Genomic DNA, 11,292 nt, shown 5'->3' with positions numbered 1-11,292 from the left:
TTTCGTTCGTATTTCGTTTGTGTTTTGTTCGTATTTCGTTCGTCTTTCGTTTGCCTCGAAGTAAGAAATTGACCAAGGAGTCGCAGTGCATTTTCTGAGCGCCACGGCTGGCCTCGTCCTCGTGAACGGCGTGAGTTACGGCTTGCTGTTGTTCATGCTTTCGAGCGGGCTCACGTTGATCTTCAGCATGCTCGGCGTGCTGAACTTCGCGCATGCCAGTTTCTACATGCTTGGGGCGTACTTTGCCTACGCACTGTCGTCCGCGCTGGGTTTCTGGCCGGCGCTGGTGTTGGCGCCCGTCATCGTCGGCGTATTCGGGGCGGTGTTCGAGCGAGGCGTCTTGCGACGGCTGCGCACGCGTGGCGCGTTGGCCGAACTGCTGGCGACCTTCGGTCTCGCGTACATCGTTGTGGAACTGGTGCAACTCGTCTGGGGACGCGGGCCCGTTGACTACGCGGTGCCGACGGCGTTCGAGGGCGTGTTGGTCGAGGTGCTGGGCGTTGCCATCCCCGCTTATCGACTGTTTCTGATGGCGCTCGCGTGCGCGGTGGCCGCGCTGGTTTGGGGGGCGTTTCGTGCCACGCGTGCCGGGCTCGTGTTGCAGGCCGCGTTGGCACAACCGGCCATGACACAGGCACTCGGTTACGACGTGCCAGCGCTTTATACCGGCGTATTCGCTTGTGGGGCCGCGTTGGCGGCGCTGGCAGGCGCGGCGGGCGGCAATGTGCTGGTGACCGAGCCGGGCATGGCCGCAACGGTTGGCAGCGTGGTATTCGTTGTGGTGGTGGTCGGTGGGCTCGGTTCACTAAGCGGTGCGTTTGCCGCGTCGCTGCTGATTGGTATCTTGCAGACGTGGGCAGTCACGAGCGACGCGAGTCTCGCGCCATGGTGGCCATCGGCCGCACAGGGCGCGATCTTTGACGTGCTGTCGCCGGTCGCCCGCCTGACACTGGCGCAACTGGCCCCGGCGGTGCCGTACTTGCTGATGGTGGCGGTGCTGTTGTGGCGTCCGCGCGGGCTGCTCGGCGTGCGGGAGGGATGATGCGCGACGCCGCAGATAACCCGTCCCGCCGCCCGGTGGAAGGCGATACGTCCGATTCGCCCCATTCGTCCGATTCGCCCGATTTGCCCGACTCGCCGAACGCATCGGTGGCGACCGTATTCAGGGCACCGAGGGCAGCAATGTCGCCGATGTCACCGAGGCCACCGGGACCACCGACGTTGCATTTGTCGGCGGGCCAGAACATTGCGATCTGGGCAGGCTTTGCGTTGCTGCTCGCGCTCTTGCCGTGGTGCTTTCCGTCAGAGGCGGCATTGACGCTGATGACGCAGATGGGCACCGCAGCCATTCTGGCGTTGTCATTCAACTTGTTGCTGGGGTCGACGGGGTTGCTGAGCTTTTGCCATGCGACCTACGCGGGTATCGGCGCGTACGCCGGCGTCTGGTGCATGAACCGCATCGGGGCGGGCGCGTTGCCTGTCTCGATGTTCGTCGTACCGCTGGCCGGGGCGGCAGCCGGGGCGTTGGCGGGCGCGACGCTTGGCTTTGTCACCACGCGCCGCGCAGGCATGACGTTCGCGATGATCACGCTGGGCGTTGCCGAGTTGGTCTGGGTCGTCGCGGCGATGTTGCCCGAGTGGTTCGGCGGCGAACGCGGCATTGCCACCGACCGGACACTGGGTGCGCCGTGGCTGGGGCTGACGTTCGGCTCGCAACGCGAGGTCTACGGACTCGTCGCCGTCTGGCTCTTCATCTGCGCGGCACTGATGTATGGCGTCACCCGTACCCCCTTGGGCTTTCTCGCGCGCGCTGTGAGAGATAACGCGGGGCGAGTCGCGTTTCTGGGGCAATCGCCCGCAGCGGTCCGCTACCGGATGCAGATCATTGCCGCTGCGTTTGCTGGCGTGGCAGGGTCGCTTGGGGCGCTTAATTTCGAATTGGCGAGCGCAGACACTTTCAGTCTTGAACGTTCCGGCGTGGTGCTGGTATTCACCGTGCTGGGCGGCACGGCCTACTTTGCCGGACCGATGGTCGGCGCGGTGATCGGCGTATTCGCGACGGTCGTACTGGCGACGATGACACGGGCGTGGCAGCTTTATCTGGGGCTGGGATTTCTCGCTGTCGTGGTGTTTGCGCCGGGCGGTGTGGCCGGGTTGGTGGCCGGACACATGCGGGTGTTGCAAACGCTTCGTCAAGACACGGTACGACGTCTTTGGCGACCGTATCTGGCCGTATGCGCGGGGTTAGCCATGGCTGTCGGCGGTTTGATCGCCGTGGTCGAAATGACCTATGGCATTCGACTCGCCGTCGCCAGTGCGATCGACCCCGGACAATCATGGCTGGGCAGCGCGGGCGCGTCGAACGTCTGGGCGCGATGGGGCGTTGCAATGCTGAGCCTGATGCTGGGGGCGGCGTGGCTGTATCGCGCGTGGCCTCGCCTGATTGGCGCCGTTCGTCAGGTCGCCGGCCAAGTCGGCCGGTTAGCCCGCGGCGCCGGAGATCAGCCATGAGGCGCAGGCAAATGAGTGCGGGGAGTGCGGGGAGCGCGAGCCCGGGAGCGCAGCCGATCCTCAGCGTGCGCGGCGTGCGTAAATCATTTGGCCGCACGCAGGTGCTCGACGAAGTCGATCTCACGCTGGCCCCCGGCGAGCGGCTGGCCATCATCGGCCCGAACGGCGCGGGCAAGAGCACGCTCTTCGATGTGATCTCAGGGCGCACGTCGCCGGATAGCGGTCGCGTTTTGCTGGGGGCGCGTGACGTGACCGGCCGGGCGCCTCACCTCATTAGCCGACTGGGCTTGTCGCGAAGTTTTCAGACATCTCAACTGTTTTTGGAGACGAGCGTTGTCGACCACTTGCGTTGTGCGGCACTGTGGCCGAGCGGGCACCGCTACACGTTCTGGCGAAGCATGCGAGGGTTGCGCGATGTCACGGCAATCAGTGAAGACTGGCTGGTCCGGCTGGGGCTGGACACGCGCCGCGACGACCCCGCAGGTGCATTGAGCTATGCCGAACAACGGGTTCTCGAAATCGGCTTGTGCGCCGCGGCCGCAGGGCAGGTGATGTTGCTCGACGAACCGACCGCAGGGATGAGTCAGTCCGAATCGGCGCGGGTGGTGGCCCTTATTGCCGAACTCAGTCGTGGACGTTCGTTATTGATGATCGAGCACGACATGCAGGTCGTGTTTTCGCTAGCTGACCGAATCGCGGTGCTGGCACGCGGCAAGATCATCGCGTGCGATGTGCCGGCGCGTATTCGTGAGCACCCGGACGTGCGGACGGCCTATCTCGGCGAGTATGCGGACACCCTCGGCGCGTCGTCGACCGAGGGGAGGCACGATGCTTGAGGTGATCAACCTGACTGCCGGGTATGGGGGCGCCCGCGTGCTCAATGGGGTGACGATGCACGTTGCCCCGGGTGAGATCCTCGCCGTGCTGGGGCGCAACGGGGCGGGACGCTCGACGCTCGCTCGCGCCGTCATGGGGCAGCTTCCCCGGCAGGGCGACATCCGCTGGCAGGGCCAGTCGCTCACGTCATTGGCGCCGCACCAGATCGCCCGGCTCGGCATCGGCTACGTGCCCGAGACACGCGATGTGTTCGGGCCGCTGACGGTGGCGCAGAATTTGCTGCTTGGCCAGCGAGGGTCGCAGGCAGGACGCGCCTCCGTGCGTGGCAATGCGCGTGAACATGGCCATTCCCCGGCGCCCATGCGGACAAACCGTGCGTTGACCTTGGAAGAAGCCTTCGAGCGCTTCGAGGAACTGGCGCCACGCCGGCACGCACCATCGGCGTCGCTCTCGGGGGGCGAGCAGCAGTTGCTGTCGCTGTGCCGCGCGTTGATGGCCGGCCCCGATTTGCTGATCGTGGATGAGCCGACCGAAGGGCTGGCGCCGCGTGTGGTGGCGCGGATTGGCCGAATTCTGACCGAACTCCGCGCTTCGGGTGTTGCCATATTACTGATCGAGCAAAAGCTGTCGCTCGCGCTCAGTTGCGCACAACGGGTGGCGGTGATGGGGCGCGGGGCACTGGTGTTCGAGGGGACGCCCGACGAACTCGCACGGGCACACGACATTCGTGCCGAATGGCTTGAAGTCTAGCTGCGCTAGAATCGAACGATCGTTTCGCCGCACTGCGCTGAATCACGCGCTGGCGGTACCCCCAACGACACCAACAATAAGGAAAGAGACAACGATGAGCACGGCATATGAAGTCCGTGATGGCGTAGCCGTCATCACGCTGGAGAATCCCCCGGTCAACGGGCTGGGACACGCAACGCGCGCCGGTATCGCCGAAGGGCTGGCCAATGCACAGGCCGACGCACAAGTGCGTGCCATCGTGCTGATCGGCGGCGGCAAGGCATTCTCCGGCGGTGCCGATATTCGTGAATTCAACACACCGAAAGCGACTCAAAGCCCGCTGCTCGTCGATGTGATCAATGCGCTGGACGCTTGCGCGAAGCCGGTGGTTGCCGCCGTGCATGCGGTGGCCATGGGCGGCGGGCTGGAACTCGCGCTCGCGTGCCACTACCGCGTGGCGCTGCCCGGCGCGCAAATCGCGCTGCCCGAGGTCAAGCTCGGGCTGCTGCCCGGCGCGGGCGGTACGCAGCGCCTGCCGCGTGCGATCGGCGTGACGCGCGCGCTCGATATGGTGGTCACGGGCAAGGTCGTCAAGTCGGAAGCGCTCGTCGGCTCGCTGTTTGCCAAGATGTTCGAAGGCACTCACGACGATCTTCTGACGGGTGCGATTGCCTTCGCGAACGATGTGGCGGCACGCGGCGAGGCCCTGCCGCGCCTGCGTGACGTCGAGATCGACGACGCCGACGGTTCGACACAAACGGCTATCGACGCCGCACGCGAGAAGGTGCTGCGCGAACAACCGCATTTCCCCGCGCCCCAGAAATGTGTGGCAGCCGTTGAAGCCGCGCTCGCGCGTCCGTTCGACGAGGGCGTGAAGTTCGAGCGGGAATGCTTTGTTTCACTGGTGACATCGCCGGAGTCCAAGGCCCTGCGACACGCCTTTCTGGGCGAACGTGCAGCGGCCAAGATCGCCGATGTGCCTGACGACACGCCGCTGCGCACCATTGATCGTGTGGCGGTGATTGGCGCTGGCACCATGGGCAGCGGTATCGCGATGACATTTGCGAATGCGGGCATCCCCGTGACGCTGGTCGACACGACTGACAGCGCACTTGCGCGCGGTTTCGACGCGATGCGGGGCAACTACGCGCGCGCGGTGACGCGAGGCAGGCTGGCGGCCGACGAGGCGCAGAAGCGCCTCGCACGGATTCACGGCAGCTCGGACTTCAACGCTGTGGCGGACGCTGATCTCATTGTCGAAGCTGTCTATGAAGACATGTCGATCAAGCAGGTGGTGTTTCGCGAGCTCGACAAGGTGGCAAAGCCGGGCGCAATTCTTGCGTCCAACACCTCCACGCTGGATCTGGACGCCTTGGCGGCAACCACGGGCCGTGCGCAAGACGTCATCGGCATGCATTTCTTCAGCCCCGCAAACATCATGCGGCTGCTCGAAGTCGTACGTGGCGCACGCACCGGCCACGACGTGCTGGCGACCGTCATGAAGCTGGCCAAGCGCATCGGCAAGCTTGCGGTGGTGGCCCGTGTTTGCGACGGCTTTATCGGCAACCGCATGCTTGAGCCGTATTTCAAGCAATCGCAATGGATGGTGGAGCAGGGTGCATCGCCCGCGCAAATCGACGCCGCGATCGAGCGCTTCGGTTTCGCGATGGGCCCGTTCCGTACCAGCGATCTGGCGGGCAATGACGTGAGCTGGGCCATTCGCAAGCGGCGCCATGCCGAGCAGCCGGGGCTGGTCTATCCGAAAATTGCCGACGTGCTTTGCGAAGCGGGCCGATATGGTCAGAAGACGCATGCGGGGTGGTACAACTACGCCGATAGCGACCGCACGCCGCGTGAGTCAGCCGAAGTCGGACAGATGATTGACGACTATCGTCGCGAGCACGGCATCGTGCCGCACTCGTTCACCGATGACGAGATTGTCGAACGACTCGTCTACGCGCTGGTCAACGAGGGCGCCAAGGTGCTGGCCGATGGCACGGCGGCGCGCGCGTCCGATATCGATATGGTGTACCTGAACGGCTATGGTTTCCCGTTGTGGCGGGGCGGGCCGATGCTTTATGCCGATACCGTCGGACTCGATAAGGTGCTGGCGCGCGTGCGCGAGTTCGAAGCCGGTGTTCACGGTGAAGACTGGACGCCCGCGGCGCGCCTCGTCGAACTGGCCGAGAGCGGCAAGCGCTTTAACGGGTGAGCCCGGTAGGTGGCGAACCCGCAGGAGAATGCAATGAAACCGATGGACGAAGTCTTGCTCGTGATCGACGTGCAGTACGATTTCATGCCGGGCGGTGCGCTGGCGGTGCCGCACGGCGACGAGGTCGTGCCGGCAATCAACGCACTGGCGGGGGGCTTCTCGCACGTGGTGCTCACGCAGGACTGGCATCCGTCGGGGCACGTCTCGTTTGCGGAGAATCACCCCGGCAGCCAGCCGTTCGAGACCATTTCGCTGCCCTACGGCGACCAAGTCCTGTGGCCGACGCATTGCGTGCAGGACTCCCGTGGCGCGGCGTTGCACGAGGGACTGCACATTCCGCAGGCGCAGGCGATCGTGCGCAAGGGCTATCACGTGGGGGTGGACAGCTATTCCGCATTTCTGGAAGCGGATCGCAAGACGCCGACGGGACTCGCCGGTTATTTACGCGACAAAGGTGTCCGGCGAGTGCACTGTGTGGGCCTCGCGACCGACTTCTGCGTGGCGTGGAGTGCGCTCGATGCCAAGGCCGCAGGCTTCGATGTCTGTTTGATCGAGCATGCCTGTCGCGCCATCGACCTGAATGGGTCGCTTGCGAAGGCATGGACGTCACTGGCCGAAGCGGGCGTGGGGCGCGAATGAGCGCGTTGTGCACCGACACCCCACGTATGCCGTGAGCGCCACCTATGCGCACGATGTGCACTAATTCAACGAATCACCCATTCCGGGCGCAATGACACTGACTTGCGTCCCTAGCTGACGAAATGACGATGGACACGTTTTACCGAACACTTGATCGACTTGCGGCGCGCCAACGTGGCGCCCGCCGTACGAGCCGGGAGAACATGCGATGAGCACGCTATCGATTCGCTCCGGGTTTATCGATCACCTTGGCATCGAACTTCTGCGCGCCGAGGGTGGCGAATCGGAACTTCGACTCAAGCTCGCGCCCCAGCATCTGAACAGTTGGGAGGTGATGCATGGCGGGGTCACGATGGCACTTCTCGACGTGGCGTTGAGCACGGCGAGCCGCAGCACCGCGCCGGAAGGCAGCGGAGTGGTCACCATCGAAATGAAGACGAGTTTCATGCAGCCGGGTTCCGGCGAAATGAGCGCTTTCGGGCGCGTGCTGCATCGCTCGACGACGATGGCGTATTGCGAAGGCGAAGTGCGCGACGCCAACGGCAAGCTCGTTGCAAAGGCTATGGGCACGTTCAAGTATCTGCGTCGTCTGGCGGTGGGCCGTGAGGTTCGCCAGCAGCGACGTCCCGACGATCCGCAGGGCGACTAACCGGAGCGTATGTCATGACGATCAACCGCCAGATTTTGCTGGTCTCACGTCCCAAGGGCGAGGCCACGCTGGACAATTTCCACCTTGCCGCCCCCGAACTCCCCGAACTCGGTGACGGGCAAGTGCTGGTGCGCAACTTCTATCTGTCACTCGACCCCTACATGCGTGGCCGCATGAACGACACCAAGTCGTACGCGCCACCGCAGCCGCTCGATGCCGTTATGGTCGGTGCAACGGTCGGCGAGGTGATCGAGTCGCGCCATCCCGACTGGCAACCGGGCGATGCCGTCACCGCGATGTTCGGGTGGCAGGAGTACGGCATTTCCGACGGCAGCAATCTGCGCCGCGTTGATGCCGTGCGCGTGCCGATGAGTGTGTATCTGGGGGCTGCCGGCATGCCGGGGGTCACTGCGTGGTACGGCCTGAACAAGATCATCGCGCCCAAGGCGGGGCAGACCGTAGCCGTGAGCGCGGCATCCGGCGCCGTGGGCAGTGTGGTGGGCCAACTGGCCAAGCGCATGGGTTGTCGCGTGGTGGGTATCGCTGGTGGTCCGCAGAAGTGCGCCTATGTCACCGAAACGCTGGGCTTCGATGCGTGCGTCGACTACAAGGCGGGCAATCTTTACGAGGCGCTGCGTGCGGCCGCACCCGACGGTATCGACGGCTACTTCGAGAATGTGGGTGGCGCGGTGTTCGATGCCGTGCTGGGCAATATCAACGCCCATTCACGCATCGCGTTGTGCGGCATGATCGCCGGCTATGACGGCCAGCCGGCGCCGCTGAAATACCCGGCGTTGCTGCTGACGAACCGCGTGAAGCTCGAAGGCTTCATCGTGACCGAGCATCTGGATATCTGGCCGCAGGCGCTGGCGGAATTGACCGACGCCATCGCCGCTGGCGAGTTGCACTACCGCGAGACGATGACGCAGGGGCTGGAGAGTGCACCGGCTGCGTTTCTCGGTTTGCTCAAGGGGGAGAACTTCGGGAAGCAGATCGTGCGGTTGGTATAGGGCGGGATTCTTCCCAAGTTTATCAAGTACCCCTGAATTTCAGGAGTATTGTTATTCACGTCCTTTCCATGGAAGGAGGCAGTTGGCACAATAGCGGAATCCCTACAGATAAGCCGCCCGAACGGTACTCGCTATTGTGACCACTGCTGCCAATTCGTCTTCCGTATCGTCTGCAAAGGCGTTCGTTCCCGAAACCCGCTTCGGGAATTGGTTTCTCAAGACATATACCTGGCGCCATCACGTGCTGCGCGTGGCCATCGAGGACTTGTTGCAACTGGCAGACGGCACGATGCCTCAGGCACCCGTCGTACTCGATGCCGGATGCGGCCACGGTCAGTCGTTGCCGCTCCTGCATCGTTATTTCAAGCCGTCACGTCTGATCGGGCTCGACTGTTTCGCACCGGCGCTGACGGATGCACAAGTCCATGCGCGAAATGCCGGGGTCCCGGTCGAGCTGCATTCGGGCGATTGTTCGGCGATTCCTTTGCCCGATGCCAGTTGCGATATCGTCTTCTGCCATCAGACGTTCCACCATCTCGTCTATCAGGAAGCGGCGCTGGCCGAATTCCATCGTGTGCTCAAGCCGGGTGGTTTGCTGTGCTTCGCCGAGTCGACAGAGGCCTACATTCGGTCGTGGGTGATCAGGTTATTGTTCCGCCATCCGATGCACGTTCAGCGCAGCGCCGAGGGTTACCTTGACATGATTCGCGAGGCGGGATTTACGTTCGAGCGAGACAATGTCTCTTACCCGTACCTGTGGTGGAGTCGGGCGAAGGACTTCGGGCTGCTCGAACGCCTGAGGTTGCAGCGACGCCGAGTGTTTGGCGAGCGCGAAGAGACGTTGGTGAACGTTGTCGCGAGGAAACCAAGGGCGTAACCCACTCAGGGCGGCCGTTGGACTTGATCTTTCAGCCTTAGATGCGCGCCAGCGTGAGCGCGCCGTAGGTGCCGCCAAAGCCGAAGGTATTGATCAGGCTGCTGCTGATATCAGCAGCACGGCTTTCTCTACAGATCGGATAGGACGCGGCTTCCGGGGGCAGGCGGTCAATGTTGGCTGCCCCCGGGACAAATCCCTCGTGCATCGCCCAGATCGCGCAGGCGATCTGCATCGCACCCGCGGCCGCAACCGTGTGGCCGGTAATGCCTTTAATCGAAGTGATGGCGGGCACCTCGGTCAATCCTCCGAAGGCATCGGCCAATGCCGCCAACTCCGCCGTGTCGCCCTCAATCGAGCCGTTGGCGTGTGCGCTGATAAAACTGGGCGGTGCCACAAGATCCTGACATGCCGCTTTGACGACGCCGCTCATGGTCGCGATGTCGACACCGAAGGCGTGCGATGCGCAAGTGGCAGCACCCACCCCCGTAATCTCGGCGAGGGGAGGGGCACCACGGGCCTCGGCGTGAGCGAGGGTTTCCAGAACGAGAATCGCCGCACCGCCCCCAAGCACAAACCCGTCGCGTCCAGCATCGAACGGCCGGGAGGCCTTCGCCGGTGTGGCGTTGTGTCCACGGGAGAGGACCCCCATGGCGTCGAAACACATTGCTGCACCCCAAGGGGCTTCCTCGCTGCCGCCCGCCAGCATCACATCCTGTCGTCCGAGTCGGAGCAAATCGACGGCATGTCCGACGCAATGGATCGAGGTCGAGCATGCGGACGAAATGGCGTACCCAACGCCGCGCAGATCGAACAGGGCGGATAACGCTGCCTGCGCGGTACTCGACATGGCGCGCGGTACGACGTATGGCAATACCCGCGTAGCGCCGCTTTCCCGCGCGACATCCAGCGCGTCTTCGAAATCTTTCATCGCTCCGGTGCCGGAGCCAACGACGACGCCACATCTGCCGTTGCTCAACGTCGCGGCGTCCAGGCCGGCGTCTGCGACGGCGCGTAGGGCTGCATGGCTGGCATACAGCGCCGTGTCGCCCATGAAACGCCGCAGCTTGCGAGGCAAAACAGCGTCATCGAGCGACCCGGCGTGCGGCCGCCCGGTGATCGTGCTGCGCAAGCCATGAGCGACGTAATCCGGAGCCTCATGCACGCCGCTCTTCTGGCGGCGTAACGCGTCGACGACGGCTTCGCGCGAGTGACCGGCGGCGGAGACCATCCCGAGGCCAGTGACGACGACTCTGGCCAATCCATCGGGGCGATGAAAGCGAGACATCAGAGGCGGCGCAGTTCCGCGTTGATGTCGCGGATGAGCGTGTCGACCCAACGGTTGTAGTTGGGGTGAATCACGGGCGTGTTGGCGGGCATCGCGGTATTGCTGAAGTCCTCGCGACGCGGCGAAACGCTGGGAATGCTCGAGAGCCCGTACTCGAGATTGGTGCTGTCGCGATAGGTTACCGAATACGTCGTTTCGCTGTACTTGATCGTCACGGAGGCGTAGTGCTTGTTGCGCACGTTGATCGAGGCGACGAGTTCGCCCGGTTTTCCCTGCGTGGCGACCCAGTCGTGAGTTGCCGCGCCGCGTGTGATGGCGCCGCGGATCTCTTCGAGCGACAACGTATTGCCACTACCCGAGACGATAGGCATGTTGTCGTGCGGGACGATCGGCACGGGCGGGCGGGCAGCGTGGGCGGCGGGACCGAACATCGCCGTCACGGTGACGGCGAGCGAAGCGGCGATCAGGCGTCGACGAGTCTGCATGTTTTCTCCATTTGGTTTGTGAGCGACGTTGTGTGGCACTTCGCCTGTCGGGCTTGGC

11 protein-coding genes are annotated in these 11,292 nt (G+C 63.9%); 9 read left to right on the top strand and 2 right to left on the bottom strand.

The features are described 5' to 3' along the window. Positions 1-85: 85 nt before the first annotated feature. The 9 genes from CDV44_RS09970 (at position 86) to CDV44_RS09930 (ending at position 9,464) form a co-directional block, all read left to right on the top strand. Positions 86-1,042: a branched-chain amino acid ABC transporter permease gene (locus CDV44_RS09970; RefSeq protein ID WP_087687871.1), complete on the top strand. Its 957-nt coding sequence runs from the start codon at positions 86-88 to the stop codon at positions 1,040-1,042. 140 nt (positions 1,043-1,182) lie between these two features. Next, positions 1,183-2,511 carry a branched-chain amino acid ABC transporter permease gene (locus tag CDV44_RS09965; protein ID WP_249277482.1) on the top strand — a complete coding sequence of 443 codons (1,329 nt, stop codon included), beginning with the start codon at positions 1,183-1,185 and terminating at the stop codon, positions 2,509-2,511. A gap of 11 nt (positions 2,512-2,522) precedes the next feature. Continuing rightward, complete coding sequence (locus CDV44_RS09960; RefSeq protein WP_087687870.1) at positions 2,523-3,347, top strand: ABC transporter ATP-binding protein; 825 nt, start codon at positions 2,523-2,525, stop codon at positions 3,345-3,347. After that, positions 3,340-4,098, top strand: coding sequence for an ABC transporter ATP-binding protein (locus tag CDV44_RS09955; RefSeq protein WP_087687869.1), 759 nt, complete (start codon positions 3,340-3,342; stop codon positions 4,096-4,098). The genes CDV44_RS09960 and CDV44_RS09955 overlap by 8 nt, the downstream gene beginning before the upstream one ends. A 94-nt stretch (positions 4,099-4,192) precedes the next feature. After that, positions 4,193-6,289 carry a 3-hydroxyacyl-CoA dehydrogenase NAD-binding domain-containing protein gene (locus tag CDV44_RS09950; protein WP_087687868.1) on the top strand — a complete coding sequence of 699 codons (2,097 nt, stop codon included), beginning with the start codon at positions 4,193-4,195 and terminating at the stop codon, positions 6,287-6,289. A 33-nt stretch (positions 6,290-6,322) separates the two neighbouring features. Further along, entirely contained in the window at positions 6,323-6,928 is a 606-nt protein-coding gene (gene pncA, locus CDV44_RS09945; RefSeq protein ID WP_087687867.1) for a bifunctional nicotinamidase/pyrazinamidase, read from the top strand. Positions 6,929-7,136: 208 nt separating this feature from the next. Continuing rightward, on the top strand, positions 7,137-7,577 hold the full coding sequence (locus tag CDV44_RS09940; protein WP_058378362.1) for a PaaI family thioesterase: 441 nt from the start codon (positions 7,137-7,139) through the stop codon (positions 7,575-7,577). A 14-nt stretch (positions 7,578-7,591) separates the two neighbouring features. Continuing rightward, positions 7,592-8,587, top strand: a complete 996-nt coding sequence (locus CDV44_RS09935; RefSeq protein WP_087687866.1) for an NADP-dependent oxidoreductase — start codon at positions 7,592-7,594, stop codon at positions 8,585-8,587. Positions 8,588-8,723: 136 nt separating this feature from the next. Beyond that, positions 8,724-9,464, top strand: coding sequence for a class I SAM-dependent methyltransferase (locus tag CDV44_RS09930; RefSeq protein WP_087687865.1), 741 nt, complete (start codon positions 8,724-8,726; stop codon positions 9,462-9,464). A gap of 37 nt (positions 9,465-9,501) precedes the next feature. On the opposite strand, the gene CDV44_RS09925 is transcribed toward CDV44_RS09930, so the two are convergent. Together CDV44_RS09925 and CDV44_RS09920 are read right to left on the bottom strand one after the other, a co-directional pair. Then, on the bottom strand, positions 9,502-10,749 hold the full coding sequence (locus CDV44_RS09925) for a beta-ketoacyl synthase (protein WP_087687864.1): 1,248 nt from the start codon (positions 10,747-10,749) through the stop codon (positions 9,502-9,504). Continuing rightward, complete coding sequence (locus tag CDV44_RS09920; protein WP_087687863.1) at positions 10,749-11,234, bottom strand: hypothetical protein; 486 nt, start codon at positions 11,232-11,234, stop codon at positions 10,749-10,751. Before CDV44_RS09920 ends, CDV44_RS09925 begins: the two co-directional genes overlap by 1 nt. Between the last annotated feature and the right edge of the window lie 58 nt (positions 11,235-11,292).

The organism is Pandoraea sp. PE-S2R-1 (assembly GCF_002179865.1).
GTDB lineage: Bacteria > Pseudomonadota > Gammaproteobacteria > Burkholderiales > Burkholderiaceae > Pandoraea.
The sequence above is the reverse complement of the archived record's forward strand: the minus strand, read 5'-3'. Positions and strand labels throughout refer to the sequence as shown.

Coding starts and splice junctions, on each gene's coding strand:
- CDV44_RS09965 (WP_249277482.1), top strand. CDS start 1,183: ATGTCGCCGATGTCACCGAGGCCACCGGGACCACCGACGTTGCATTTG.
- CDV44_RS09960 (WP_087687870.1), top strand. CDS start 2,523: ATGAGTGCGGGGAGTGCGGGGAGCGCGAGCCCGGGAGCGCAGCCGATC.
- CDV44_RS09955 (WP_087687869.1), top strand. CDS start 3,340: ATGCTTGAGGTGATCAACCTGACTGCCGGGTATGGGGGCGCCCGCGTG.
- CDV44_RS09950 (WP_087687868.1), top strand. CDS start 4,193: ATGAGCACGGCATATGAAGTCCGTGATGGCGTAGCCGTCATCACGCTG.
- pncA (WP_087687867.1), top strand. CDS start 6,323: ATGAAACCGATGGACGAAGTCTTGCTCGTGATCGACGTGCAGTACGAT.
- CDV44_RS09940 (WP_058378362.1), top strand. CDS start 7,137: ATGAGCACGCTATCGATTCGCTCCGGGTTTATCGATCACCTTGGCATC.
- CDV44_RS09935 (WP_087687866.1), top strand. CDS start 7,592: ATGACGATCAACCGCCAGATTTTGCTGGTCTCACGTCCCAAGGGCGAG.
- CDV44_RS09925 (WP_087687864.1), bottom strand. CDS start 10,749: ATGTCTCGCTTTCATCGCCCCGATGGATTGGCCAGAGTCGTCGTCACT.
- CDV44_RS09920 (WP_087687863.1), bottom strand. CDS start 11,234: ATGCAGACTCGTCGACGCCTGATCGCCGCTTCGCTCGCCGTCACCGTG.